The following is a 26,735-nucleotide window of genomic DNA, read 5'->3' as shown; positions in this document are numbered from 1 at the left end:
TCGATGAGCAGTCACCTCCGATCCTAGTACCCACAGAACGCGCTCAGGCTCCTGCGACGCCCCGCACAGATGGCTCTGAACGACGACACGCCGCCGACCCCTGAGGGTCGGCGGCGTGTCGTCCTGAAGGTGGTAGCCGCGTCAGTGGAACGAGTCTCCGCAGGCGCAGCTGCCCCCCGCGTTGGGGTTGTCCATCGTGAAGCCCTGCTTCTGGATGGTGTCCTCGAAGTCGATCGTCGAGCCGTCGAGATAGGGCACGCTCATGCGGTCGACGATGACCTCGACGCCGTCGAAGTCGCGGGTCACGTCGCCGTCGAGCATCCGCTCGTCGAAGTAGAGCTGGTAGATGAGGCCCGAGCAGCCGCCGGGCTGCACGGCGACGCGCAGGCGCAGGTCGTCGCGGCCCTCCTGGTCGAGCAGGCGGCGCACCTTGTCGGCGGCCGTGTCGGTCAGCATCACGCCGTGGGTAGCCAGATCGGTCATCTGGGGCTCCTCTCGCTCATCGTCGGGGCACGCCCGACTCCTGCATTCTACGCGATCGACCCCGGATCACGCCGTACGGTCGCCGGCCCGCGCGAGCAGCAGCGCCTCGGCGCCGATCGCGCGGCGCAGCACGCCCAGGTGCTGCGACTCGTTCGGGCTGTGCGCCATCGTGCCCGGGTCCTCGACGCCCGTCACCAGGATCTGCGCGCCCGGGAACTGCTGCACCAGGTCGGCGATGAACGGGATGGACCCGCCGATGCCGGCCTCGACCGCCTCCGCACCCCACGCATCCGCCATCGCCCGCTTGGCCTCGGTGGCGCCCCAGCCGGTCGCGTCGACCAGGAAGGGGTCGCCGAGGTCGACGCTGTCGAGCTCGACCCTCGCGCCGAAGGGGGCGTTCGCGCGCAGGTGGCGCTCGATCGCGGCGAACGCGTCGGCCGCCGACTGCCCCGGCGCGATGCGCGTCGACAGGCGGAACCGCACCGTCGGGAGGATCGTGTTGGATGCGTCGGCGACGGTGGGCGCGTCGACACCGGTGATCGTCGCGGCCGGCTTGGCCCAGAGGCGCTCCAGCAGCGGGCCGGTGCCGATGAGGTCGACGCCGTCGAGCACGCCCGCCTCGTCGCGCAGCTGCTGCTCGGACTGCTCGGGCACGTCGAGCGAGGCGCCCGTGAGGCCCTCGATCGCGACCGAGCCCTCGTCGTCCCACAGCGTCGCGGCGAGCTTCGCGAAGGCGAGCATCGCATCGGGCACGGCGCCGCCGTACATGCCGGAGTGGCTGGCGTGCTCGAGCGTCGTGACGCGCACGTTCAGCGCGACGTTGCCGCGCAGCGCCACCGTCAGCGAGGGCGTCTCGGTCGACCAGTTGTCGCTGTCGGCGACGACGATGACGTCGGCGCGCAGGGCGTCCTCGTGCAGCTGCAGGAAGCGCTGGAAGGAGCGGGAGCCGTGCTCCTCCTCCCCCTCGATGAACAGCGCGAGCCCGATCTCGGGGTCGACGACCTCGGCGAGCGCCCGGATCGCGGCGATGTGGGTGACCACGCCCGCCTTGTCGTCGGAGGCGCCGCGGCCGTAGAGGCGGCCGTCGATCTCGGTGGGCTCGAACGGCGGCGTGCGCCACAGCGCCTCGTCGCCCCACGGCTGCACGTCGTGGTGCGCGTAGAGCAGCACGGTGGGCCTGCCGCCGCGGGCGGGGCGCGACGCGAGCACCGCGGGCTGCCCGAGCTCGTCGGTGTCGCCGATCGGCGCCCGCTCGATCGACACCGTCTCGAACACGCCGGTGGCCTCGGCGAGCGCGGCGACCGCCTCGGCGCTCGCCTGCACCTGCGCCGGGTCGTACGCGTCCCACGCGACGCTCGGGATGCGCACGAGCGCCTTCAGGTCGTCGAGGGCCGCCGCGAAGCCGGCGTCGACGGCGGCGAGGATGGCGCGGTCGCGGTCGGAGAGCTCGCGCTCCGAGAGCGCGCGGGAGTCAGCGAGAGAGTCGGTCATGCGCACGATCCTAGGCCGCGAGCGGCACCGCTCCGGCGGTACGATGGGACGATCCCCCGCGACCGACTCGAGAAGGACCTCCCTGTGGCGCTGTTCAGCCGTTCTGCCGACGACAAGGCCTCCTCGCTGCCCAAGCCCCAAGGGTCGGAGGCACCGGTGCGCCGCACGCCCAAGCAGTCGGAGCAGGTCGCCCGCAATCGCCGCCCGCTCGTGCCCGAGGACCGCAAGGAGGCGCGTCGTCAGGTGCAGGAGAAGATGCGCGGCGAGCGCGAGAAGGCCCGCCGCGGCATGGAGGCCGGTGACGAGAAGTACCTGCCCGCACGCGACAAGGGCCCGGTGCGCCGCTGGGTGCGCGACTGGGTCGACGCCCGCCTGTCGATCGGCACCGCCGCGATGCCGATGATGATCGTCGTGCTCGTGCTCACGTTCCTCAACGACCCGCAGTGGCGCCTGGTCGCCAACCTGGTGCTGTGGGGCTTCGTCGCCGTCGTCGTGCTCGACTCCGTCTTCATGGCCTGGCAGCTGCGTCGCGCGCTGCGCGCGAAGTTCGGCCAGAAGGATGCGAAGGGGCACGGCTGGTACGCGACCATGCGGTCGGTGCAGCTGCCGTTCATGCGCATGCCGAAGCCGCAGACCAAGCTCTTCAAGTACCCGGCGTAGCCAGCCCCCGGTTGACCTCGCGGGCCCAGCCCGGACCGCGGTAGACGAAGCCGGTGTAGCCCTGCACGAGCGCGGCACCGGCGGCGAGCCGCTCGCACACGTCGTCGGCCGTCTCGACACCGCCGACCGAGATGACGTCGATGCCGTCCGGCAGGGCCGCGACGAGCAGCCGCAGCACCTCGAGCGAGCGCTGCGCGACCGGCGGGCCCGACAGGCCGCCCGCACCCGCGCGCGCCACCGCATCCGCCCCCGTCCGCAGCCCGTCGCGGCGGATCGTCGTGTTCGTGGCGATCACGCCCGCCAGCTCGAGGCGCCCGGCGAGCGCGGCGATGCCCTCCACCTGCTCGTCGTCGAGGTCGGGCGCGATCTTCACGAGCACCGGCACGTCGCCCGCGGCCCCACGGATCGCGGCGAGCAGCGGCTCGAGCAGGCGCTCGTCCTGCAGGCCGCGCAGGCCCGGCGTGTTCGGCGACGAGACGTTCACGGCCAGGTAGTCGGCGACCGGCGCGAGCAGCCGGGTGGAGGCGAGGTAGTCGGCCTCGACGGCGGCCGCGTCGTCGGCGTCGACGACCCGGCTCTTGCCGATGTTGACGCCGATCACCGGGCGCGAGCGCGCCTCGCGGGCGGCGGCGATGCGCTCGGCCGCCGCGGCCGCTCCCCCGTTGTTGAAGCCCATGCGGTTGACGAGCGCCCGGTCGTCGAGGAGGCGGAAGAGCCGCGGCCGGTCGTTGCCCGGCTGCGGCAGCGCCGTGAGCGTGCCCACCTCGACGTGGCCGAAGCCGAGCGCGCCGAGGCCGGCGATCATCGTCGCGTCCTTGTCGAAGCCCGCCGCCATGCCGAAGGGCGTCGCGAGCTCGCGGCCGAGCGCGCGGGTGCGCAGGCTCGGATCGGTGCGGACGCCGGGCCGGGCCGCGCCGATCGCGCGGACCACCGAGGCCCCGAGGTGGTGGGCGCGCTCGGGGTCGAGGTGCGTGAAGCCGTGCTGGAACAGCAGGTCGTAGGCGGTCATCGCTCATCCCCTTCGCTCGAGGCCCGCTCGCGCTCCTCGCGGAGCGTGCGGATCGCCGCCTCGAAGTCGTCGAGCGAGTCGAAGGCGTTGTAGACGCTCGCGAACCGCAGGTAGGCGACCTCGTCGAGGTCGCGCAGCGGCGGCAGCACCGCCAGGCCGATCTCGTTCGCGTCGATCTGGCTCGCGCCCGTCGCCCGGATCGTCTCCTCGACGCTCTGCGCCACCGAGGCGAGATCGGCGTCGGTCACGGGGCGCCCGCGCACCGCCTTGCGCACGCCCTCGATCACCTTCTCGCGGCGGAACGGCTCGAGCACGCCCGAGCGCTTCACCACCGACAGGCTCGCGGTCTCGGTGGTCGTGAAGCGCCTGCCGCACTCGGTGCACTGGCGGCGCCGACGGATCGAGGTGCCGTCGTCGGTCGTGCGCGAGTCGACGACGCGCGAGTCGGGGTTGCGGCAGAAGGGGCAGTGCATCAGGACTCTTCCTCCATGCGCGGCGCGGCGGCGGGGTCGATGCGCGGCGCGGCCGTGGGCGCGAAGCGCGCCTCGATCGCCTCGGCGTGGGCGGGCAGGCCCTCGGCGCCCGCGATCGCGGTGACGTCGGCCCGCACGGCCTCGAGCGCTGCCCGGTCGTAGCGCACCACCTGCTGCGGCCGCAGGAAGGTGGCGGCGCCGAGCCCCGCCACCCGCCGGGCCTGCCCGCCGGTCGGCAGCACGTGGTTGGAGCCTGCGGCGTAGTCGCCGAGGCTGACGGGCGCGTGGGCACCGAGGAAGACGGCGCCCGCGTGCCGGACGGTGGCGAGCACGGCGTCGTCGTCGGCGGTCATGATCTCGAGGTGCTCGGGCGCGTAGGCGTCGCTCACCCGAGCCGCGGCGGCGAGGTCGGCGACCAGCACGATCGCCGACTGCTCCCCCGTCAGCGACGCCGCCACCCGCTCGGCGGCGGGCGTCGCGGCCGCCCGGCGGGCGACGGATGCGTCGACGCGGTCGGCGAGGTCGGTGCTGTCGGTCACGAGCACCGCGGAGGCGAGCTCGTCGTGCTCGGCCTGGCTCACCAGGTCGGCCGCGACCAGCTCGGCGTCGGCGGTGGCGTCGGCGATCACCAGGATCTCGGTCGGGCCGGCCTCGGCGTCGACGCGCACGAGGCCTGCGACGGCGCGCTTGGCGGCGGCGACGAACACGTTGCCGGGCCCGGTGACGACGTCGACCGGCTCGAGGCCGATGTCGGGCACGCCGTGCGCCAGGGCGCCGATGGCTCCGGCTCCGCCCATCGCGTAGACCTCGTCGACGCCCAGCAGCGCGCAGGCGGCGAGGATCGTCGGGTGCGGCAGCCCGCCGTTCGCGGCCTGCGCGGGGCTCGCGACAGCGATCGAGCGCACCCCGGCGGCCTGCGCGGCGACCACGTTCATGACGACGCTCGACGGGTAGACGGCCTTGCCTCCCGGCACGTAGAGGCCGACCCGGTCGACCGGCTGCCAGCGCAGCTCGATGATCGCGCCGGGTGCGACCTCGACCCGGCTGGGTGGCGGCACCTGGGCCTGGGAGCCGACGCGCACGCGAGCGATGGCCGTCTCGAGCGCCGACCGCACCTGCGGGTCGAGCGCGACCAGCGCATCCGTGATCGCCTGCTGCGGCACCCGCAGCGTCGCGGGACGCACGCGGTCGAAGCGCTCGGCCTGGTCGAGGAGCGCGTCGCCGCCGCGCTCGCGCACATCGGCGATGAGGTCCTGCACGACCGGCAGCGCGTGCGCCACGTCGATCGCCGGGCGCGGCAGCAGGCTGCGCAGCTCCAGATCGTCGGGCAGCGTCGTGAGATCGAGTCGTCGGAGCATGGCCTCCATCGTACGGCGGCCGGGGCCGCCGCCAGGGCCTCAGGCGATGGAGGCCGGGCCCAGCAGGCTCTTGATCTCGCCGAACAGATCGCTCGACACCTTCACCCGCTGCGGCAGCGCGAAGACCCGCTCGACCTCGGGCCGCTCGAGCGCGAGCCGCACGTCGGTCGGCCCGTGGTGACGCTCGAGCAGCCCCCGCAGCTCGCGCATCGCGGTCATCGACGCGCGCCGCTCGGGGATCCGCAGCTCGAGCGGGCGCGACTCGTCGACCGGCTGCACATCAGGCGTGTCGATGCTGTTCGCGTGCACGGTGAAGCTGTCGTCGCGGGTGCGCACCCTGCCCCGCACGACGACCACCTGGTCGGCGACGAGCGCATGCCGGAACTCGGTGTAGCTCTTGCCGAGCACCATGATCTCGATCTCGCCGCCGAAGTCCTCGAGCGCGATGATGCCGTACTGGTTGCCCGAGTTGCGGGCGACGCGGTGCTGCACGCTCGTGATGAGCCCGGCGAGCATGACGGTGTCGCCGTCCTCCGCGGTCTCGGCGAGCTCCTGGATCTGGTGCGTCGAGTGCTTCGCGAGCTCGAGCTCGAGGCCAGAGAGCGGATGGTCGGAGACGTAGAGGCCGAGCATCTCGCGCTCGAACGCCAGCTTGTCGCGCTTGCCCCACTCGGGGCGCTCCGGCACCCGGTCGGCGACGGTGTCGAGGTCGTCGAAGATGTCGCCGAAGAGGTCGACCTGGCCGTTGGCCTCGTTGCGCTTGATGGAGACGGCGCCGTCCACCGCATCCTCATGGATCTCGAGCATGCCGCGACGCGTCGCGCCGAGGCTGTCGAACGCGCCCGACTTGATGAGCGACTCGACGGTGCGCTTGTTGGCGACGCCCAGCGGCACCTTCTTCAGGAAGTCGTGGAACGAGCCGTACGCGCCCTCGCGCTGCCGGGCGGCCATGATGCCGTCGACGACGCCCTCGCCGACGTTGCGCACCGCGCCCAGGCCGAAGCGGATGTCGTCGCCGACCGCCGTGAAGTACAGCGTCGACTCGTTGACGTCGGGCGGCAGCACGGTGATGCCCATCCGCCTGCACTCCGACAGGTAGATGGCCATCTTGTCCTTGGAGTCGCCGACGCTCGTGAGCAGCGCCGCCATGTACTCGGCCGGGTAGTGGGCCTTGAGGAACGCGGTCCAGTAGGAGATGACGCCGTACGCCGCCGAGTGGGCCTTGTTGAAGGCGTAGTCGGAGAAGGGCAGCAGCACATCCCACAGCGCCTTCACCGCCGCGGCGGAGAAGCCGCGCTCGAGCATGCCGCCGGAGAAGGCCGCGAACTGCTTGTCGAGCTCCTCCTTCTTCTTCTTGCCCATCGCGCGCCGCAGGATGTCGGCCTGGCCCAGCGAGTAGCCGGCCACCTTCTGCGCGACGGCCATCACCTGCTCCTGGTAGATGATCAGGCCGTACGACTCGCCCAGGATCTCGGCGAGCGGCTCCTCGAGCTCGGGGTGGATGGGTGTGATCGGCTGCAGGCCGTTCTTGCGCAGCGCGTAGTTGGTGTGCGAGTCGGCACCCATGGGGCCGGGCCGGTACAGCGCGATGACGGCCGAGATGTCGCCGAACGAGTCGGGCTTCATCAGCCGCAGCAGCGAGCGCAGCGGCCCGCCGTCGAGCTGGAAGACGCCGAGCGTGTCGCCGCGCTGCAGCAGCTCGTAGGCGCCGCGGTCGTCGAGCGGCAGGGTCTCGAGGTCGAGCTCCTCGCCGCGGTTCGCGCGGATGTTGTCGAGCGCGTCGGAGACGATCGTGAGGTTGCGCAGCCCCAGGAAGTCCATCTTGATCAGGCCGAGCGACTCGCACGCGGGGTAGTCGAACTGCGTGATGATCGCGCCGTCCTGCTCGCGCTTCATGATCGGGATGATGTCGATCAGCGGGTCGGAGGACATGATCACGCCCGCGGCGTGCACGCCCCACTGGCGCTTCAGGTTCTCGAGGCCGAGCGCCGTCTCGTAGACGGTCTTCGCGTCGGGGTCGGTCTCGATCAGCGCGCGGAAGTCGCCCGCCTCCTTGTAGCGCTCGTGCTCGGGGTCGGTGATCCCGCCGAGCGGGATGTCCTTCGCCATGATGGCCGGCGGCATCGCCTTCGTGAGCCTGTCGCCCATGCCGAAGGGGAAGCCCAGCACGCGGCTGGCGTCCTTGAGCGCCTGCTTCTGCTTGATCGTGCCGTAGGTGACGATCTGGGCGACCCGCTCGGTGCCGTACTTCTGCGTCACGTAGCGGATGACCTCGCCGCGGCGCCGATCGTCGAAGTCGATGTCGAAGTCGGGCATCGAGACGCGGTCGGGGTTCAGGAACCGCTCGAAGATGAGGCCGTGCTCGAGCGGGTCGAGATCGGTGATGCGCATCGCATAGGCGGCCATGGAGCCGGCGCCCGAGCCGCGGCCGGGGCCGACGCGGATGCCGTTGTCCTTCGCCCAGTTGATGAAGTCGGCGACCACCAGGAAGTAGCCGGGGAAGCCCATGTTCGAGATGACGCCGATCTCGTACTCGGCCTGCGCCTGCACCTTCTCCGGGATGCCGGCCGGGTAGCGGCGCTCGAGGCCGACCTGCACCTCGTGGCGGAACCACGAGTGCTCGTCGTGACCCTCGGGCACCGGGTAGCGCGGCATGTAGTTGGCGTCGGTGTCGAACTGCACGTCGCAGCGCTCGGCGATGAGCAGCGTGTTGTCGCACGCCTCGGGCATGTCGCGGAACAGGTGCCGCATCTCGGCGGCCGACTTCACGTAGTAGCCGCCGCCCTCGAGCCGGAAGCGGTTCGGGTCGTCCATCGTCGAGCCCGACTGCACGCACAGCAGCGCCTCGTGGCTCTTGGCGTCCTCGGCGTGCGTGTAGTGCAGGTCGTTCGTCGCCAGCAGCGGCAGGCCGAGCTGCTTGCCGATGGTCAGCAGCCCGTCGCGCACCCGGCGCTCGATCTCGAGCCCGTGGTCCATCAGCTCGAGGAAGTAGTTCTCGGCGCCCAACAGGTCGCGGTAGGAGGCGGCCGCGGCGATCGCCTCGTCGAACTGGCCGAGCCGCAGGCGCGTCTGCACCTCGCCGGAGGGGCAGCCGGTGGTGGCGATGAGGCCCGTCGAGTAGCGCTCGAGCAGCTCGCGGTCCATGCGGGGCTTGAAGTAGTAGCCCTCCATCGACGCGTAGGACGAGAGCCGGAAGAGGTTGTGCATCCCCTCGTTGTTCTCGGCCAGCAGCGTCATGTGGGTGTACGCGCCACCGCCAGAGACGTCGTCGCCGGGGGCCGAGCTCTGGTCGCCCCACTTCACGCGGGTGCGCTCAGAGCGGTGGGTGCCGGGCGTGATGTAGGCCTCGGTGCCGATGATCGGCTTCACGCCGCGGGCCTTCGCCGCCTTCCAGAACTCGAAGGCGCCGAAGACGTTGCCGTGGTCGGTCATGCCGACCGCCGGCATGCCCTCCTGCTCCACCGCCCCCATCAGGTCGTTGATGCGGGCCGCACCGTCGAGCATCGAGTACTCGGTGTGGACGTGGAGGTGCGCGAAGGAGTCTGCCATGGCCACTCGATCCTACGGCGGCGCACCCACTGCGGATGGCGGCTCGCGCCGCGCCGTCATTGTTCGCGCAGCAGCTCGAGCGCGTGCGCGAGGTCGGCCGGGTAGTTCGACTCGAAGGTCACCTGCTCGCCCGTCGCCGGGTGCCGGAACCCGAGCCGCATCGCGTGCAGCCACTGGCGCTCGAGCCCCAGCCTCGTGGCCACGGTGGGGTCGGCGCCGTACATGGTGTCGCCGAGGCACGGATGCTTCCTGGCCGCCATGTGCACGCGGATCTGGTGGGTGCGCCCCGTCTCGAGCTCGACCTCGAGGAGGCTGCCGCCGCGGTACGCCTCGAGCGTCTCGTAGTGCGTGATGGCGTGCTTGCCGCTCGAGACCACGGCGAAGCGCCACTCGTGGTTGGGGTGCCGGGCGATGGGCGCGTCGATGGTGCCGACGAGCGGATCGGGATGCCCCTGCACGGCGGCGTGGTAGATCTTCTGCACCTCGCGGTCGTGGAAGGCCGCCTTGAGGCGCGTGTAGGCGCGCTCGCTCTTCGCCACCACCATCAGGCCGCTCGTGCCGGCGTCGAGCCGGTGCACGACTCCCTGGCGCTCGGCGGCCCCGGAGGTGGCGACCTGGAAGCCGGCGGCGGCGAGCGCGCCGACGACCGTCGGTCCCTGCCAGCCGACGCTCGGGTGCGCGGCCACGCCGGCCGGCTTGTCGACCACCACGATGTCGGCGTCGTCGTGCACGATGCCGAGGTCGGGCACGGGCGTGGCGACGATCGTCGGCGCCTCGCGCGGCTGCCACGACAGGTCGAGCCATGCGTCGGCCAGCAGCCGGTCGGACTTGCCCAGCACGACGCCGTCCTGCAGCGCGGTGCCGGATTCGAGCATGCTCACGACCGCGGTGCGGGAGAGGCCGAGCAGCTTGGCGAGGCCGGCGTCGGCGCGCGTGCCGTCGAGGCCGGGCGGCACCTGGAGGAAGCGGGACTCCATCAGGCGGTGGGGGTCGCGGTGTCGTCGGGCCCCGCCGACGCGGTCGGCTTCGGCGCATCCGGCTTGGACGCATCGGGCTTCGACCGATCGGGCTTCGGCTCGTCGGTGCGGCGCACGCCGTCGAGCCCGACGTTCGCGAGCACCAGCAGCACGATGCCGATCATCGAGCTGACGATGAAGATGTCGGCGATGTTGAAGATCGCCGGGAAGCCCCAGACCTGGAGGGAGTCGATGACGTGGCCCTCGAAGGCGCCGGGCGCGCGCGTCAGGCGGTCGGTCAGGTTGCCGAGCGTGCCGCCGAGCAGACCGCCGAAGGCCGCGGCCCACCGGAGCGAGCGGATGCGGCGCAGCTGCGTGACGATGAAGACCACCACGGCGGTGGCCAGCAGGGTGAAGATCCAGGTGGAGCCGGCCGCGAACGAGAAGGCGGCGCCCGGATTGCGCACGAAGTGCAGCTGCAGCACCTCGCCCAGCACCTGGCGCGTCTCGCCCTCGGTCATCTCGGCGAGCACCCACTCCTTCATCAGGAAGTCGGCCGCCCAGGCGACGAATGCGGTCCCGAGCACCAGGCCCAGCATCCGCCAGGTCGTGGATCTCGGGACCGCTGCGTCTGGGCCCTTGCTCACGGCAGGAGCGTCGTCGGTCACCTCGCGGCTCAGCTGCCGCCCTGGCCGCCGAAGGCGAGCGAGGACGAGCGGTCGAGGTCGCGGAGCTGGCTCTCGATGTAGCCGCGGAGCTTGAGGCGGTAGTCGCGCTCGAAGCTCTTCAGCTCGTCGATCTTCTGCTCGAGGCCGGTCTTCTGCTCGTCGAGCTTGGCCTTCTGCGCCTCGAACTCCTGCGCGAGGGTCTCCTTGCGCAGCTGCGCGTCGTCCTCGATCTGCTGGGCGGTCTGCTCGGCCTCGGCGATGAGCTCGTCGCGGCGGCGCTCACCGGCGGCGACGTGCTCGTCGTGCACGCGCTGGGCGAGCGCGAGCAGGCCATCGGCGTTCGCGACGGCCGGCGCGGCCGCCTCCTGGGGAGCGGCGGTGACGACCTCTGCGGGCGCCTCGGCGGCCTCGGGCTGCTGCACCGGCTCTGCCGCGGGGGCTTCGGCGACCGCAGCGGCCTCGCGCTCGGCGAGCTGCGTCTTCAGCTGCTCGTTCTCGGCGCGCAGGGCGTCGAGCTCGGCGGTGTCGATCACGGGAGCCTCGGCCACTGGGCGCTCGGACTCCGCGCGCTCGACCGGGGCGGCGACAGCGCCGCCCTGCTTGAGCTGCTCGTTCTCAGCGCGGAGGGTGTCGTTCTCCTCGGTGAGACGACGGAGCTCCGTGACGACCTCGTCGAGGAAGTCATCGACCTCGTCCTGGTCGTAGCCGTCGCGGAAGCGCGTCGTCTCGAAGCGCTTGTGGACGACGTCGTCAGGAGTCAGTGCCATGGCTTGCCTTTCTCATCGGCTGCGCACCCGGGCGGGCGCGCAACGCAGATTCACTGTACCCGTCAGGGCGGCGTGCACTCGATCCTAGCCGCCGCCCACGCTCTCGGCGCTCATGCCGGGAGCATGCGGAACGGACCGATGATCGTCATGAGCAGCAGCAGCGCCAGCAGCAGCACGATCATCGCCAGGTCGAGCATCGCGCCGCCGATGCGCACCGGCTTGACGAAGCGGCGCACGAAGCGCAGCGGAGGGTCGGTGAGCCGGAGGATCCACACCGACAGCACGAGCCAGAAGCCCGAGGGCTTCCAGTCGCGCCGCAGCTGCCGCACGAAGTCGAGGATGATCCGCGACCAGAGGATGTAGAACGAGACCAGCGCTGCGGTGTGGAGGATCCAGGCGAGGATCGAGACGATCGGCACTGGAGGTTCGGAGACTCGGGTTCAGCGACGCGTCAGTGCGCGAAGACGGCCGAGTCCGCGTCCTCGTCGGCGGCGCGGGCGCCCGAGACGGCGATGTGCTCGGGGGTCAGCAGGTAGACCTTCGTGGTGACGCGCTCGATGCGACCCTCGAGGCCCTGCGTGAGGCCGGCCGAGAAGTCGATCAGGCGGCGTGCGTCGCCGTCGGTCATCTGCGACAGGTTGATGATCACCGGCGTGCCGTCGCGGAACGCCTCGGCGATCGACTTGGCATCCTTGTACTGGCGCGGGTGCACCGTGAGGATCTCGCTCATGTCGTTGACCTTCTGGCTGGCGCGGAGCTTCGTGACCGGGGCGCGGCGCGGCTCCTCGATGACGCGCTCCCGCGGCTGCGGGGCGCGGTCCTGCTCCTCGGCCCGCTCGACGGGGCGGACCTCCTGGGTCAGCTCGTCCTCTTCGGCGAAGCCGAAATAGATGGCCGCCTTCTTCAATGCGTTGCTCATGGGATCCTCCTCCTGGCTGCGTTCACGCTATCCGCCGACCGCACGGTTTCCCGTGATTGCCGTGCCGATCCTGAGGTGTGTCGCGCCGTGCTCCAGCGCTTCACGCCAATCGGCGCTCATGCCGGCCGAGATCCAGTCGGCGGATGCGTCGAGTCGCCGCACGCGCTCGGCGTACGTCGCGAGCCGCTCGAACGCGCGGCCGGGCTCCTCGCCCAGCGGTGCGACGGCCATCACGCCCCGGAGGCGCAGCGCTTCGGAGGCCGCCACCCGCTCGGCGAGCGCCTCGAGGCCGGTCGGCTCGACGCCCCCGCGGGCCGGGTCGTCGGTGAGGTTGACCTGCACCAGCGCGTCGCGCACCGGCCGCTCGTCGCCGGGCTCGCCGCCCTCCAGCGCTTCGACCAGCTCGATCGCGTCGATGGAGTGCAGCACATCGGCATAGCGCGCGACCTGCCGCGCCTTCTTGCGCTGCAGCTGCCCGACGAAGTGCCACACGAGCCCCAGGTCGGTCGTCGCCTCAGCCTTGTCGCGCGCCTCGGGATGGCGGTTCTCGCCGAAGTGGCGGTGCCCTGCGGCAGCCAGCTCGCGCACGAGCTCGACCGGGTGGAACTTGGTCACCACGACGACGGTGACGTCGCGCGCCCGGCGCGCGTCCTCGAGCTGCTCGAGGAACGCGGCCAGGCGCGCGGCGGGGGCTTCGGTCACGATCCGTGCGCCGGTGTCAGCGCAGGAAGTCGGGGAGGAACTCGTCCTCCTCCTCGTCGACCTGGGTCAGCGGCTGCACCGGTCCGGTGAGGTGGTCGGCGACGGGCGGTGCGGGCACCGAGCGGCGCTCGACCTCGGGCTCGGGCGCCGCGGCGCTCGCGCTCGTGGGGCGCAGGCCCATCTCGGTGCGGGCGGCGGTGCGGATGACGGAGTCGTCCTCCTTGGCCACCGGGCCGGCGCCGTCGAAGCCGGCGGCGATGACGGTGACGCGCACCTCGTCGCCGAGGGTGTCGTCGATCACGGTGCCGAAGATGATGTTCGCCTCCGGGTGCACCGCCTCCTGCACGAGCTTGGCGGCGTCGTAGGTCTCGTGGATGCCGAGGTTGCTGCCCGCCTGGATCGACAGCAGCACGCCGTGCGCACCGTCGATCTTGGCCTCGAGCAGCGGGCTGGCGACGGCGAGCTCGGCGGCCTTGATGGCGCGGTCGGCGCCGCGCGACGAGCCGATGCCCATCAGCGCACTGCCGGCGCCCTGCATGACGCTCTTCACGTCGGCGAAGTCGACGTTGATGAGGCCGGGGGTGGTGATGAGGTCGGTGATGCCCTGCACGCCGGCGAGCAGCACCTGGTCGGCCGTCTCGAACGCCTCGACCATGGAGATGCCCATGTCGCTGATCTCGAGCAGTCGGTCGTTCGGCACCACGATGAGCGTGTCGACCTCGTTCTTGAGCGCCTCGACGCCCGCCTCGGCCTGCGCCTGACGGCGACGGCCCTCGAACGAGAACGGCTTGGTCACGACGCCGACGGTCAGAGCGCCGAGGCTCTTCGCGATGCGGGCCACGACGGGAGCGCCACCGGTGCCGGTGCCGCCGCCCTCGCCCGCGGTGACGAAGACCATGTCGGCGCCGGCGAGCGCCTCCTCGATCTCCTCCGCGTGGTCCTCTGCTGCGCGGCGGCCGACCTCGGGGTCGGCACCTGCGCCGAGACCCTTGGTGAGCTCGCGGCCGACGTCGAGCTTGACGTCGGCGTCGCTGAGCAGCAGCGCCTGCGCATCGGTGTTGATGGCGATGAACTCGACCCCTCGCAGGCCGAGATCGATCATGCGGTTGACGGCGTTCACGCCACCGCCGCCTACGCCGACCACCTTGATGACGGCGAGGTAGTTGTTGTTGGAAGTCACGGTTCCGGCCCCTCGATCGAACTCTCAACCTCTAGTTGAAGTTTAGAGAATTCCTCACTTCATGCTGACGAGGACGACGCTACGGGCGGCGGGGCACGCGGGCCGGGAGCGACTCGGTGTGTCGGCGACAGATCCGACAAGAAAATGAATCGTCAGCTTCTTCAGCCGCCGGTGACGACCGGATGCTGCGGCGCACGGACGTCGAGGACGCGTGCGGCGGCGGGGTCCTGCGTCTCGAGCAGCGCGGCCACCACCGCGGCCTTCAGCTCGCTCTCGTCGGCGCCGCCCCACACCACGGTCTGGCCGCTGCGCAGCGACAGCCGGATCTCGGAGGGCGTGGGCGCCGCGATCGACACCGTCGCCTCGAGCACGCTCGCGGGCGCGGCCACCAGCACGGCCGCGACCGCCTCGAATGCCTCGCTGCCCACCTCGACGCCGTCGAGCCGCGGCAGTGCCGCAGCGCTCTCGTCGACAGCCCCGAGCACCACGCCGGCGGCATCGATCACCGTCTCCCCGGACGGGCCGGGGATGATGGCCGCAGGCACGCGCTCGACGATGCGCACGATCACGGTCGACGGCGGCACCACGTCGAGGCGGAACGACTCGATCTGCGGGATCGTCTGCAGCCTCGCCGCGACGCCCTCCTCGGTGACGGTGGCGATGGGCTCCCCCACCGCGTCGGCGAGCGCCTGCTGCACCACCACCGGGTCGAGCCGCTCCGCGCCCTCGACCCGCACGTCGCGCACCGACATGAGCGGCGACCAGACGAGCCCGACGAGCAGGGCCAGCACCAGCGCGAGCCCGCCGACGGTCGCTCCCGCGATCCGCAGCTGGCGTCGCCGCGCCGCGGTGAAGCGGCGCATCTCGGCCCGCTCGCGGCGCAGGCGCGCCCGTCGAGCCTGCCGCGCTGCGCGCTTGACCTGCTTCGCCTCCTCGCGCTCGAGCCGGCGCTGCGCCTGCTCGGCCTCGCGCCAGGCGCGGTCGACCCGCTGGGCGTGCGAGCCGCCGGAGCCGAGCGCCGCCTCGGCGGCGTCGTGGTCGGGGCCGGGTCCTTCCGGCGCAGCACGATCGGCGGATGCGTCCGCCGCGTCGGCGTCCGACCCCGGCTCGTCGAGCTCGTAGGCGCTCAGCGCCCAGCGGCGCGCCCCGGGCTCGGGCTCGGCAGCGGCCTGCGAGCGCTGGCTCGCCGCCTCGCGCCGACGGCGGATCGCGTCGAGCGCCAGCACGTCGGCCAGCCGGGCCTCGCGCTCGCCAGCCGGCTGCGACGCTGGGTCGACGGGCTGCGGCGCGTCGACCGGCCGCGACGCTGCGTCGACCGTCCGCGACGCTGGGTCGACCGGCCGCGGCGCTGGGCCGACCGGCTCGTCGAGCCGCTCGAAGCCGTCGGGTCGCCTCACGCCTCGCCGCCCTCCTCCAGCGCCGCGAGCACCTGCGGGATGATGCGGTAGACGTCGCCGCAGGAGAGCGTCACGATGATGTCCCCGTCGCGCGCGATGGCGGCGGCGCGCTCGGCGGCCTGCTGCCAGTCGGGCAGGTAGTCGACGTCGTCCGGGTCGCCGAACCGGTCGGCGACGAGCGCGCCGGTGACGCCGGGGATCGGATCCTCGCGCGCGCCGTAGACGTCGAGCACGACGGTGTGGTCGGCCACACGCTCGTAGACGGCCGCGAACTCCCCCGCCATGTCGCGCGTGCGGGTGTAGAGGTGCGGCTGGTGGATGGCGATGATGCGGCCGTCGCCGATGACGCTGCGCGCGGCGGTGAGCGCCGCGTCGACCTCCGCCGGGTGGTGCGCATAGTCGTCGAAGACGCGCACCCCGCGGCGCTCGCCGTGCAGCTCGAAGCGGCGGCCGGTGCCGCGGAAGGCCGCCAGCGCGCGGGCGGCGTCGGCGGGCGCGACGCCGAGCGCGACGAGGGTCGCGAGGGCGCCTGCAGCGTTCACCGCGTTGTGGCGACCGGGCACGCCGGCCTCGAGCTCGATGCGCTCTCCGGCGACCTCGACGGTGCAGCGCGCGCTCTCGCCCAGCTGCACGTCGAGGATGCGCACGTCGGCGCCCTCGGCCTCGCCGAAGGTGATGACGCGCTCATGCGTGATCCGCTCGCGCACGCGCAGGGCGCCCGGGTCGTCGATCGAGATGACGACGGCCTCGCCGGCCCGGTCCGCGAACTCGGCGAAGGCCTCGTCGAAGGCCTCCGGCGTGCCGTAGTGGTCGAGGTGATCGGTGTCGACGTTCGTGATCAGCGCGACCGCGACGTCGTAGAGCAGGAAGGAGCCGTCGGACTCGTCGGCCTCCAGCACGAAGACGTCGGAGGAGCCGTGGCCGCTCGAGGTGCCCAGTCCGCCGATGATGCCGCCGTTGACGAAGCCCGCGTCGATGCCGAGCCCGTGGAGCCCGACGACGAGCATGCCGGTCGTGGTCGTCTTGCCGTGGGCGCCCGCGACGGCGACCACCCGCTTGCCGCGCGCCAGCACGTGGAGCGCCTGCGAGCGATGCAGCACGGGGATGCCGTGCTCGCGCGCCGCGACCAGCTCGGGGTTGTCGGGCCACAGCGCGCTCGTGACGACCACCGCATCCGCCCCGTGCTCGCCCGAGACGGCGAGGTTCGCCGCGTCGTGGCCGATGGCCACCCTGGCCCCTCGCTCGACGAGCCGGTCGACGGTGGCGGAGCCCGAGCGGTCGGAGCCCGAGACCTCGAGGCCGGCGTCGAGCATCATGTGCGCGATGCCCGACATGCCGGAGCCGCCGATGCCGATGAAGTGCACCCGCTCGATCGCTTCGGGGATCGGCTGGGTGAGGTCGGGTTCGATCACGACTGCCTCCTGGTGGCTGCGGCCCGTTCGATGAGGTCGCTCATGCGGTCGCTGCCGTCGACCGCTCCGGCGCCCGCGCTCGCGGAGGCCATCGCTGCGATCGCATCCGCATCCCGCAGGAGCGGCACCAGCCGCGCGCGCACCCATTCTGCCGTGAAGTCGGCGTCGGCGACGAGCAGCGCTCCCCCGGCGGCGATCTGGTCGGCCGCGTTGAGCCCCTGCTCGCCGTTGCCGTAGGGCAGCGGCACGTACACCGCGGGCAGGCCCACGGCCATGAGCTCGGAGACCGTGAGGCTGCCGGCGCGGCAGACGACCAGGTCGGCGGCGGCGAGCGCCAGGTGCATGCGGTCGAGGTACTCGATCGCGACGTAGTGGTCGACGGTCGCCGGCTCGAAGTCGGTCTGCCTGCCGCCGCTCAGGTGCACGATCTGCCAGCCGGCGGCGACGATGTCGGGGGCCGCCGCGACGATCGCACGGTTGATCGAGCGCGCCCCCTGCGAGCCGCCGGTCACGAGCAGCGTCGGCCGATCGGCGTCGAGGCCGAGCTCCGCGATCGCCTCGGCCCTGACGGCCGTGCGATCGAGCCCCGTGATCGCGGCGCGCAGCGGCATGCCGACCAGCTCGCCCTCGAGCTTGGTCGAGCGGTACGAGATGCCGACGAAGTCGCTCCAGCGCGCGCCGAGCAGGTTGGCCATGCCTGGCTTCGCGTTCGCCTCGTGGATGACGATGGGCACGCCCTCGAGGTGGGCGGCGCGGTAGGCGGGCGCCGAGGCGTAGCCGCCGAAGCCGACGACCACGTCGAAGCGACGCTCGCGCAGCAGCGCGCGCACCTGCCGCACCGCACGGCGCCAGCGCGCCGGGAAGCGCAGCGCGGCGCCGTCGGGCCGGCGCGGGAACGGCAGCTTCTCGATCGTCACCAGCTCGAGGCCGGCGCGCGGCACGAGCTCGCGCTCGAGGCCCTCCCGGGTGCCGAGCACCACGAGCTCGGCCTCCGGGTGGCGCTCGGCGAGCCGCTGCGCGGTCGCGAGCAGGGGGTTCACGTGGCCGGCGGTGCCACCGCCGGCGAGCAGCACGCGCACGGTCAGCTCCCCGCCGCTGCGGGCGCGGGCAGCTCGCCCCGTGCCGCGGGGTTGTCGACGCGCTCGAGCGAGAGCACGATGCCCACCACCAGCAGCGCCGCGATGAGCTGCGATCCGCCGGAGGAGATGAACGGCAGCGGCACGCCCAGCACCGGCAGGAGGCCCAGCACCACGGCGATGTTCACGATCGCCTGGCCGACGAGCCACACCGTCGCGGCGCCGGTGACGACGCGCGTCATCTGGTGCTCAGCCTGGCGCACGATCCGCAGCATCGTCCAGCCCAGCAGCGCGAAGAGCGCGAGCACCACCACGGCGCCGAGGAGCCCGAGCTCCTCGCCGATGATGGCGAAGATGTAGTCGTTGTCCGCCTCGGGCAGCCACGACCACTTCGCGCGCGAGTTGCCCAGCCCGACCCCGAACAGGCCGCCGGCGGAGAGCGCCCAGGTGCCGTGCAGCTGCTGCCAGCAGCCGAGGTAGTAGTCGGCGTCGGTGCAGCCCTGCACGAACGCCGTCACCCGTCGCACGCGCGACGGGCTCGCGAGCACGATCGGCACCGCCAGCACCGCGACGCCTGCGGCGGGCAGCAGCAGGTGCCACCACTTGACGCCCGCGAACCAGAGCGCGCCGAACGACAGCATCGCCATGATCACGACGGTGCCGAGGTCGCTGCCCAGCAGCACGAGGCCGATCGACAGCCCGGCGATCGGCCCGGCGGGGATCCACGCCTGCCAGAAGTTGGTGATCCTGCGCTGCTTGCGCGTCATGATCATCGCCAGCCAGACGCACAGCGCGACCTTGACGAATTCCGACGGCTGCAGCGAGAAGCCGCCCACGCCGATCCAGTTGCGGTTGCCGTTCGCTCCGAAGCCGAGCGGAGTGAACACCAGCACCTGCATCGCGATGCCGAGCATGATGCCCCACCAGCCCAGCCGCTGCCAGATCGTGGCGGGCATCCGCGCCGCGAAGAGCATCAGCACGAGACCGATCGCGGCGAACGCGCCCTGCTTGGCGAAGTCGGTGAAGAAGGAGTCGTTGGCGACGAAGCTCTCGACCGACGAGGAGGAGAGCACCATGATCAGCCCGAACGCCACCAGGAAGAGCGTGGTGCCCATGAGCAGCGCCGCGTTGAGCGTGGGCGCGCCGAACACCGAACGCACGCGCACCAGGGCGCGCCTGCCCATCCGCTCGACGCGGCTGGTGTCAGTCGCCAGGGCGGGAGCCGTCGTGGTCGCCACGAGCCCCCCTCTCCCGCACCGCCTCGGCGAATCGATCGCCGCGCTCCGCGTAGTCCGTGAACTGGTCCATGGATGCCGCCGCCGGTGCCAGCAGGACCGTCACGCCCGGCACGGCGTGCGCTGCGGCCGCCTCGACGGCCAGCCGCATCACCGCATCAGTGTCCTGCCCGTCGACCTCGACGAGCGGGATGCCGGGCGCGTGTCGCGCGAACGCCTGCCGCACGGGCTCCCGGTCGACGCCGATCGCGATCGCCGCCACGAGGCGCGAGGCGTGCCGCTCGACGAGCGGTGCGACGTCGGCGCCCTTGAAGAGCCCGCCGACGATCCACACGACGCGGTCGAACGCGCTGAGCGACCCCTCGGCCGCGTGCGGGTTGGTCGCCTTGGAATCGTCGACGAAGCGCACGCCGTCGACCTCGGCGACCAGCTCGGTGCGGTGCCGGTCGAGGCGGAACGAGCGGATGGCGTCGCGCACGTGGGCGGGCTCGGCACCGAAGGCGCGCGCGAGCGCCGCGGCCGCGAGCACGTTGCGCGCCATGTGGGGCGAGCGCAGGCCAGCCGGCTCGAGGTCGCCGAGGTCGGCGAGCTCGAGCGCCTGGTCGCGGCGCTGCTCGAGGAACGCGCGGTCGACGAGCACGCCGTCGACGATCCCGACGTCGCTGGGACCGGGCACGCCGAGCGAGAAGCCGATGGCGCGGCATCCCTCGACCACGTCGGCCTCCTCGACGAGGCGCATCGTGGCGGGGTCCTCCACGTTGTAGACGGCGGCGACCCGGGCGTTGCCGTAGACCTTCCCCTTGGCCGCACGGTACGCATCCGCCCCGCCGTGCCAGTCGAGGTGGTCGTCGTCGATGTTGAGGCACGCGGCCGAGTGCGGCCAGAGCGCGCCGGCGCCGTCGACGGGCAGCCCGTGCAGCTGGAAGCTCGAGAGCTCGACCACCAGCGCGTCGAACCCTTCGGGGTCGCGCACCGCGTCGAGCACCGGTGTGCCGATGTTGCCGACCGGCGCGACGCGGTAGCCGGCCTCGCGCAGCATGTGGGCGGTGAGCTGCGTGGTGGTGGTCTTGCCGTTGGTGCCGGTGATGAGGATCCACGAGGCTTCGCGCACCTTGTCGCGCACGCGCCAGGCCAGCTCGATGTCGCCCCAGACCGGGATGCCGCGCTCGGCGGCCGCGACCAGCCACGCGTGGTCGGGGCGCAGGCCGGGCGAGGCGATCACGAGCTCGGCATCGATGATCGCCGCGGGCACCTCGGCGGCGCGGGCGTCGACGATCGGCACGCCGAGCACGCCCAGGATCGTGCGCCGCTCGTCGTCGACCTTCTCGGCGACGGCGGTGACGGATGCGCCCAGCTCGGCGAGCGTGTCGACGGCCGCGAAGCCGGTCACGCCGACGCCGAGCACGGCGACGCGGAGTCCCGCCCAGTCGCTGTGCCAGGAGGTGAGGGAGTCGAGGCTGCGCATCAGCTCTGCAGCGCCCATTCGAAGTAGAACAGCCCGATGCCGGCGGCGACGAAGAGGCCGGCGATGATCCAGAACCGCACGACGATCGTCACCTCCGCCCAGCCCTTGAGCTCGAAGTGGTGGTGCAGCGGGCTCATCAGGAAGATGCGCTTGCCGCCGGTGATCTTGAAGTAGGCGCGCTGCAGGATGACGGAGCCGGTGACGACGATCGGCAGGCCGGCCATGAGCAGCAGCAGCAGGTGCGTGTCGGTCATCACCGCGAAGCCGGCGAGCGCGCCGCCGAGCGCCAGCGAGCCGACGTCGCCCATGAAGATCTGCGCGGGGCTGGTGTTCCACCAGAGGAAGCCGATCAGCGAGCCGGTGACGGTCGCGGCGAGCGTCGCGACGTCGAGCGGCAGCAGCACGTCGTAGCAGCCGGTGGACGCGTCGAGCTGGAAGCAGGACTGGTTGAACTGCCAGAACGCGATGAAGGCGTAGCCGCCCATCGAGAGCACGACGGCGCCGGTGGCGAGGCCGTCGAGGCCGTCGGTGACGTTCACGGCGTTCGACGCCGAGACGTTCATCAGCAGGATCCACAGCACGAAGACGATGCCGCCGACCGCGCCCCATGGGGCGAGGTCGAGCCACGGGATGTCGCGCACGCCCGAGATGATCGGGTCGACGACGGTGCGGCCCGAGGTGCCGAACGGCACCGTGATCGCGAGCACGCCGAAGACGACCGAGACCACGACCTGCCCGGCGACCTTCGCCCATCCGCCCAGGCCGAGCGAGCGCTGGTTGGAGATCTTCAGGTAGTCGTCGACGAAGCCGACGGCGCCCATGCCGACCATCAGCAGCAGGATCAGCAGCGCCGGCAGCGTCGGCGGATCCTGCGCGAGCAGCTTGCCGCCGAAGTAGCCCAGCAGGGTCGCCACGATGAAGACGAGCCCGCCCATCGTCGGCGTGCCGCGCTTCGTGTGGTGCGACTGCGGGCCGTCGTCGCGGATGAACTGGCCCCAGCCGATCCGCGCGAACCCGCGGATGAACAGCGGGGTGGCGAACAGCGACACCAGCAGCGCGATGCCTGCGGAGGCGAGCAGCACGAGCATCAGCGGCCACCGATCCGCTCGGCGAGCGCCTGCAGCCCCGACACGTTCGACGACTTGAAGAGCACCACGTCGCCCTCGACGAGCTCGCCGCGCAGCAGCGCCTCGGCCTCGTCGGCGGTGGCGACCCAGGTGGTCTCCTGGCCGAACGACGACTCGAGCTCTGCGGCGTCGTGGATCGCCTTCGCGCCCTCGCCGACCACGACCAGCCGGTCGATGCGCACCCGCACCGCGAGGCGTCCGAGGCGGTCGTGCTCCTCGACCGCGTGCGGGCCGAGCTCTGCCATCTCGCCCAGCACCGCGATCGAGCGGCGCCCGGCCTGGCGCGTCATGTGCGCCAGCGAGCGCAGCGCTGCGGCGGTCGAGTCGGGGCTGGCGTTGTAGGCGTCGTTGATGACGGTCACGCCGCCGCCGGGCTCGAGCAGCTCCATGCGGCCGCGCTCGGCCCGCTCGAGGTGCGCGAGCGCGTCGATCGCGCCGGCGAGCTCGATGCCGAGCGCATCGGCGACCGTCAGCGCGGCGAGCGCGTTCATGACGTGGTGCTCGCCGAGGATGCGCATGCGCAGCGGCCACTGCTCGCCTCCGCGGTGCACGGTCGCGACGGTGCCCTCGAGCGTCGAGTCGACGCCGTCGGCCCAGACCGCGGTCGGCTCGTCGGCCGCGCCCGGGTCGGTGCCGAACCACGCCACGCGGGCGCGGGTGGCGGCAGCCATGCCGGCGACCCGCTCGTCGTCGCGGTTGAGCACGGCGACGTCATCCTCGCCGAGGTCGGCGACCATCTCGGTCTTGGCCCGGGTGGTCGCCTCGACGCCGCCGAACTCACCCGCGTGGGCGAGCCCGACCTTGAGCACGACACCGAGATCCGGATGCGCCATGGCCGTCAGGCGCGCGATGTCGCCCTCGACGCTCGCGCCCATCTCGAGCACGAGATAGCGCGTCGCCTCGTCGATGCGGAGCATCGTCATGGGGGCGCCGACCTCGTTGTTGAACGACTTCACGGGGCTCACGGTGGGCCCGTGCTGCTCGAGGATCGCCTGCAGCATGTTCTTGGTGGTCGTCTTGCCGTTGGAGCCGGTGATGCCGATGACCGTCAGCTCGCCCCGCTCGCGCACGAGCCGGATGACCTCCGCGGCGAGCGCGCCGAGCGCGACCACACCCTGGTCGACCAGGATGTGCGGCACGTCGTGCTCGATCGGGCGCTCGGCGACGATCAGCGCAGCGCCGGCCTCGATCGCGGTGCCGATGAAGCGGTGGCCGTCGGTGACCTCTCCCGGCATCGCGAAGAACACGCCGCCGGGCGTGACCAGCCGCGAGTCGGTCTCCACCGAGCCGGTGACCTCGACGTCGGCACCCTGGAGCACCCCGCCCGTCACCGCCGCGATCTCGCTCGCGAGCATCCGCAGCATCAGTGACGGTCCTTCACCGGCGACCAGTCGCCGTTGGGCAGCGGGTCAGCGGTCGACCAGCCCGCCTCGTGCAGGGCGAGCTTGGCCTCGTCGCGCGCCACGAACGGCTCGCGCACGCCCGCGACGTCGCGGTAGTCGGCATCGCCGGGGCCGGCCCAGAGGATCGTGTCGCCGGGGCCGGCGAGCGCGAGCGCGGCTCGGATCGCGGCCTCCTCTGGCGACGACTCGATGACGGGCTTGCTGCCCGCCGCGGCGTAGGCGCCCGCGAGCACCTGCTCGCGGATCGCCGCGGCGTCCTCCGAGCGCGGGTTGAAGTCGGTCACCACGACGGCGTCGGCGAGCTCGGCCGAGATGCGGCCCATCTCGGCGCGCTTCGTGGCGTCGCGGTCGCCGTCGGCGCCGAAGAGCATGATCAGCCGACCCTCGGTGACCCGCCGCAGCGCCTCGAGGGTCTGCGCGAACGCATCGGGGCTGTGGCCGTAGTCGACGAAGACCGCAGGCCCGCTGTCGCCCGAGACCCGCTCGATGCGCCCGGGCAGCGTCGAGCGCATGCCGCGGTCGATGACCTCGGCGATCGCCTCGAGCTCGAAGCCGCCCTCGACCAGCATGAGGATGGCGATGGCGGCGTCGACCGCCATGTGCCGGCCGATGAACGGCACCTGCACCTCGATCGCGCCGCCGTCGATGCCAGTCAGGGTGAAGGAGGTCGAGGTCGGCGTCTCCTCCCAGATGTCGACATGCCAGTCGGCGTGGCGCTCCGGGTCGCTCGTCACCGTGGTGACGGGGATGCGGCTGCGCTCGGCGACCTTGGCGCCCCAGTCGGTGTCGACGCAGACGACGCCGCGCTCGGCGCGGTCGGGCGTGAACAGCTCGAGCTTCACGTCGAAGTACGCCTCCATCGAGCCGTAGTCGTCGAGGTGGTCGTGGCTCAGGTTCGTGAACGCGACCACGTCGAAGACGACGCCGTCGACGCGGTGGCGCTCGATCGCCTGTGCGCTCACCTCGAGCACGGCGGCGCGCACGCCGGCCTCGCGCATCCGCGCGAGCAGCGCGTGCAGCTCGCTGGCCTCGGGCGTGGTGAGCTTCGAGGTGACGACCAGGTCGCCGACGTGCCGCTCGGCGGTGGTCGACAGCCCGGTGACGAACCCGAGGTCGGCGAGCAGGCCCTCGAGCATGAACGAGGTCGAGGTCTTGCCGTTGGTGCCGGTGATGCCGAAGAGCTTCGGCGGCTCCTCCATGGTGCGGTAGACCCAGGCGGCGATCTCGCCCAGCGCCGCGCGCGGGTCGTCGACGACGATCACGGGCACGTTTGTCGCGAGTCGCTCGGCGCCGGCCGGGTCGGTGACGATCGCGACCGCGCCGCGCTCGACGGCCGCCGCTGCGTACTCGGCCCCGTGCCGGTGCGCCCCGGGGAGCGCCGCGAAGATGTCGCCGGGGTGCACGTCGGAGGAGTCGAGGGTGATCCCCGTCACCTCGATGCCGTCGGCGTCGGCCTCGACACGGAGGTCGAACTCGTCGATCAGCCCGTTGAGGGGCCGCGGTGCGGGATGCTCCGGTCGCAGGATCCTCGGGGTCACGCCCGCCACGGACATCCTCTCCTCACTGGCTCGGTCGACGCTGGTGCTGTGTCGCGTCAAGGCTGATCCGCGGTCCACTCGAGCGGGATCTCCGGAGGCAGGGTGCTGCTCGGAGGCACGTCGTAGTGGCGGATCAAGAGGTTCACCATATCGTGGAAGGCAGGGATGGCCCCGCCGCTGGTGCGGATGGTCTGCGGGCTGTCGAACAGCGTCACGACCACGAACTGGGGGTCGTCGACCGGGAACACGCCGGCCACCGAGATCATCATCCTGCTCGGGTCGTAGCCCGAGCCGTCCTCGTAGGCCATCTGCGCGGTGCCCGTCTTGGCGGCGATCCGGTAGCCCTCGATGGGGAACGTGTCGTAGCCGTAGTCGGTGACCACGTTCTCGAGCACCTCGAGGGTCTGCCGCGCGGCCGTGTCGCCGACCACGCGCTCCCCCTCGCCCAGCTCGGGTGCCGTCGTGACGCCCTCGGCGTCGGTGCAGCCGGCGATGAGCCTCGCCGGCAGGTGCACCCCGCCGTTGGCCAGCGCCTGATAGGCCGAGGCCAGCTGGATCGGCGTCGCCGCGATGCCCTGGCCGAACAGCACGTTGAGCTTCGTCTGCGCGTCGAGGCTGTCGGCCGGTCGCAGCGGCACCGGCTGCTCGCCGGCGAAGTCGACCGCCGTGCGCTCGCCGAAGCCGAAGCGCGCGAGGTAGTCGTAGTAGTCGCCGCGATCCATCTGCTCGGCGAGCCGCACCATGCCGGAGTTCGAGGAGTTCACGAGGATGCCCGCGGCCGTCCACTGCTTCGGCTCGTGCGACTGCGCGTCGCGCACGCGCACGCCGGGCGCCGTGTACGTCCACGGCACCGTCAGCTCGTCGCGCGGGGTGATGAGGCCCAGGTCGAGCATCGCGGCGAACGAGAAGGCCTTGAAGATCGAGCCGGGCTCGTAGGCGGCGGTGAAGGCTCGCGACCCGCGATCCCGCGCATCGGTGGCGGTCGGGTCGTTGGGGTCGACGGTGCTCGACTCGGCGACCGCGACGATCGTGCCGTCGGTGCGCATGATGATGCTGGTGCCGCTGCGGGCCCGCAGCTGCGCCGTGTACTGCGCGGTGAGCTGCTGCACCTGGAACTGCACGTCGGCGTCGATCGTGAGCTGCACGGTGCCGCCGTCGACGGCGGGGCGGGTCACCATGGAGCCCGGGATCGGCGTGCCGTCGGCCGAGCGATCGAAGACGCGGCTCCCGTCGGTCGCCGCCAGGCACTCCTGCTCGCTGCGCTCGACGCCGGAGAGCGCCTCGGACTGCCCCATGAAGCCCACCAGGTTGCCGGCGACGGAGCCGGAGGGGTAGACCCGCTGCGGGTTGAGCCGCAGGTAGACGTAGGGCAGGTCGAGGTCGCGCACCGCCTCGAACTGCGCCACGTCGAGGCCGCTCGCGAGCAGCAGGTAGTCGGAGTCGGGGTTGCGCTCGAGCTCGGCGTAGATCTGCGCCTGCAGGTCGCGCGGGTCGTCGCCGGTGATCTGGGCGATCTGCACCAGCGCGTCGCCGACGGTGCGCGTCTCGTCGACCCCGTCGATGCCCGGCTGCAGGTCGCGCGTGTAGCGCGGCGAGACGGTCAGATCCCAGCGGTCGACGCTCTCGGCCAGCACGGTGCCCTCCGCGTCGACGACGGGACCGCGGGTGCCGAAGAGGGTCTGCGCGACGCCACGTCGCCCATCCGCCTCGGCGTTCAGCGCCTCGGCGCGGACGAGCTGGATGTCGGCGAGCCGCACGACGAACGTGGCGAGCAGCGCGAACGTCAGGACGGCGACCAGCGTCGTGCGCAGACGGCCGGCGCTGCGCTTCGGCTTGGCGGTCACCCGCACCTCCGCTTCCGCTCGCG

At 72.2% G+C, this 26,735-nt stretch carries 23 protein-coding genes; 1 reads left to right on the top strand and 22 read right to left on the bottom strand.

Features of this window, described 5'->3' with window-relative positions; translation table 11 throughout:
* Positions 1-141: 141 nt before the first annotated feature.
* Positions 142-483 carry a HesB/IscA family protein gene (locus tag Q9250_RS01325; protein WP_306232777.1) on the bottom strand — a complete coding sequence of 114 codons (342 nt, stop codon included), beginning with the start codon at positions 481-483 and terminating at the stop codon, positions 142-144.
* Between the two features lie 66 nt (positions 484-549).
* Positions 550-1,974: a dipeptidase gene (locus Q9250_RS01320; protein ID WP_306232776.1), complete on the bottom strand. Its 1,425-nt coding sequence runs from the start codon at positions 1,972-1,974 to the stop codon at positions 550-552.
* 84 nt (positions 1,975-2,058) lie between these two features.
* Here Q9250_RS01320 and Q9250_RS01315 point away from each other — a divergent pair, with 84 nt between their 5' ends.
* The gene (locus Q9250_RS01315) at positions 2,059-2,634 is read left to right on the top strand and encodes a DUF3043 domain-containing protein (RefSeq protein ID WP_306232775.1); all 576 of its coding nucleotides are present in this window, start codon (positions 2,059-2,061) and stop codon (positions 2,632-2,634) included.
* Here Q9250_RS01315 and Q9250_RS01310 read toward each other — a convergent pair.
* From Q9250_RS01310 to Q9250_RS01215, 20 genes are all read right to left on the bottom strand, one after another.
* Positions 2,618-3,643, bottom strand: coding sequence for a quinone-dependent dihydroorotate dehydrogenase (locus tag Q9250_RS01310; RefSeq protein ID WP_306232774.1), 1,026 nt, complete (start codon positions 3,641-3,643; stop codon positions 2,618-2,620). The two genes, Q9250_RS01315 and Q9250_RS01310, sit on opposite strands and share 17 nt — an antisense overlap.
* Positions 3,640-4,116, bottom strand: coding sequence for a transcriptional regulator NrdR (nrdR, locus tag Q9250_RS01305; RefSeq protein WP_306232773.1), 477 nt, complete (start codon positions 4,114-4,116; stop codon positions 3,640-3,642). The genes Q9250_RS01310 and nrdR overlap by 4 nt, the downstream gene beginning before the upstream one ends.
* Complete coding sequence (gene hisD, locus Q9250_RS01300) at positions 4,116-5,474, bottom strand: histidinol dehydrogenase (RefSeq protein ID WP_306232772.1); 1,359 nt, start codon at positions 5,472-5,474, stop codon at positions 4,116-4,118. Before hisD ends, nrdR begins: the two co-directional genes overlap by 1 nt.
* A gap of 39 nt (positions 5,475-5,513) precedes the next feature.
* Positions 5,514-9,023, bottom strand: a complete 3,510-nt coding sequence (gene dnaE / locus Q9250_RS01295) for a DNA polymerase III subunit alpha (RefSeq protein ID WP_306232771.1) — start codon at positions 9,021-9,023, stop codon at positions 5,514-5,516.
* Positions 9,024-9,079: 56 nt separating this feature from the next.
* Positions 9,080-10,000, bottom strand: coding sequence for an RluA family pseudouridine synthase (locus tag Q9250_RS01290; RefSeq protein WP_306232770.1), 921 nt, complete (start codon positions 9,998-10,000; stop codon positions 9,080-9,082).
* Positions 10,000-10,566, bottom strand: coding sequence for a signal peptidase II (lspA, locus tag Q9250_RS01285; protein ID WP_306232769.1), 567 nt, complete (start codon positions 10,564-10,566; stop codon positions 10,000-10,002). Before lspA ends, Q9250_RS01290 begins: the two co-directional genes overlap by 1 nt.
* An 89-nt stretch (positions 10,567-10,655) precedes the next feature.
* Positions 10,656-11,414, bottom strand: coding sequence for a DivIVA domain-containing protein (locus Q9250_RS01280; protein WP_306232768.1), 759 nt, complete (start codon positions 11,412-11,414; stop codon positions 10,656-10,658).
* 110 nt (positions 11,415-11,524) lie between these two features.
* Positions 11,525-11,833 carry a YggT family protein gene (locus tag Q9250_RS01275; protein ID WP_306232767.1) on the bottom strand — a complete coding sequence of 103 codons (309 nt, stop codon included), beginning with the start codon at positions 11,831-11,833 and terminating at the stop codon, positions 11,525-11,527.
* 32 nt (positions 11,834-11,865) lie between these two features.
* The gene (locus Q9250_RS01270; protein WP_306232766.1) at positions 11,866-12,333 is read right to left on the bottom strand and encodes a cell division protein SepF; all 468 of its coding nucleotides are present in this window, start codon (positions 12,331-12,333) and stop codon (positions 11,866-11,868) included.
* A gap of 27 nt (positions 12,334-12,360) precedes the next feature.
* Entirely contained in the window at positions 12,361-13,035 is a 675-nt protein-coding gene (locus tag Q9250_RS01265; RefSeq protein WP_306232765.1) for a YggS family pyridoxal phosphate-dependent enzyme, read from the bottom strand.
* Positions 13,036-13,051: 16 nt separating this feature from the next.
* Positions 13,052-14,215, bottom strand: a complete 1,164-nt coding sequence (gene ftsZ, locus Q9250_RS01260) for a cell division protein FtsZ (protein ID WP_306232764.1) — start codon at positions 14,213-14,215, stop codon at positions 13,052-13,054.
* Between the two features lie 161 nt (positions 14,216-14,376).
* Complete coding sequence (locus Q9250_RS01255) at positions 14,377-15,612, bottom strand: FtsQ-type POTRA domain-containing protein (RefSeq protein WP_306232763.1); 1,236 nt, start codon at positions 15,610-15,612, stop codon at positions 14,377-14,379.
* Positions 15,609-17,024, bottom strand: a complete 1,416-nt coding sequence (murC, locus tag Q9250_RS01250; protein WP_306232762.1) for a UDP-N-acetylmuramate--L-alanine ligase — start codon at positions 17,022-17,024, stop codon at positions 15,609-15,611. Before murC ends, Q9250_RS01255 begins: the two co-directional genes overlap by 4 nt.
* Entirely contained in the window at positions 17,021-18,109 is a 1,089-nt protein-coding gene (locus tag Q9250_RS01245; RefSeq protein WP_306233878.1) for a UDP-N-acetylglucosamine--N-acetylmuramyl-(pentapeptide) pyrophosphoryl-undecaprenol N-acetylglucosamine transferase, read from the bottom strand. The genes murC and Q9250_RS01245 overlap by 4 nt, the downstream gene beginning before the upstream one ends.
* Positions 18,106-19,338, bottom strand: a complete 1,233-nt coding sequence (ftsW, locus tag Q9250_RS01240) for a putative lipid II flippase FtsW (RefSeq protein ID WP_306232761.1) — start codon at positions 19,336-19,338, stop codon at positions 18,106-18,108. The genes Q9250_RS01245 and ftsW overlap by 4 nt, the downstream gene beginning before the upstream one ends.
* On the bottom strand, positions 19,304-20,818 hold the full coding sequence (gene murD / locus Q9250_RS01235; protein WP_306232760.1) for a UDP-N-acetylmuramoyl-L-alanine--D-glutamate ligase: 1,515 nt from the start codon (positions 20,816-20,818) through the stop codon (positions 19,304-19,306). The genes ftsW and murD overlap by 35 nt, the downstream gene beginning before the upstream one ends.
* Positions 20,800-21,888 carry a phospho-N-acetylmuramoyl-pentapeptide-transferase gene (gene mraY, locus Q9250_RS01230; RefSeq protein WP_306232759.1) on the bottom strand — a complete coding sequence of 363 codons (1,089 nt, stop codon included), beginning with the start codon at positions 21,886-21,888 and terminating at the stop codon, positions 20,800-20,802. Before mraY ends, murD begins: the two co-directional genes overlap by 19 nt.
* Positions 21,888-23,291 (bottom strand): UDP-N-acetylmuramoyl-tripeptide--D-alanyl-D-alanine ligase, encoded by a 1,404-nt coding sequence (locus Q9250_RS01225; RefSeq protein WP_306232758.1) that lies wholly within the window; start codon positions 23,289-23,291, stop codon positions 21,888-21,890. Before Q9250_RS01225 ends, mraY begins: the two co-directional genes overlap by 1 nt.
* Positions 23,291-24,883, bottom strand: coding sequence for a Mur ligase family protein (locus tag Q9250_RS01220; protein ID WP_422665057.1), 1,593 nt, complete (start codon positions 24,881-24,883; stop codon positions 23,291-23,293). The genes Q9250_RS01225 and Q9250_RS01220 overlap by 1 nt, the downstream gene beginning before the upstream one ends.
* A gap of 41 nt (positions 24,884-24,924) precedes the next feature.
* Positions 24,925-26,712: a peptidoglycan D,D-transpeptidase FtsI family protein gene (locus Q9250_RS01215; RefSeq protein ID WP_306232756.1), complete on the bottom strand. Its 1,788-nt coding sequence runs from the start codon at positions 26,710-26,712 to the stop codon at positions 24,925-24,927.
* Positions 26,713-26,735 lie beyond the last annotated feature (23 nt).

It is taken from the genome of Agrococcus beijingensis, from assembly GCF_030758955.1.
Lineage (GTDB): Bacteria > Actinomycetota > Actinomycetes > Actinomycetales > Microbacteriaceae > Agrococcus > Agrococcus beijingensis.
The sequence above is the reverse complement of the archived record's forward strand: the minus strand, read 5'-3'. Positions and strand labels throughout refer to the sequence as shown.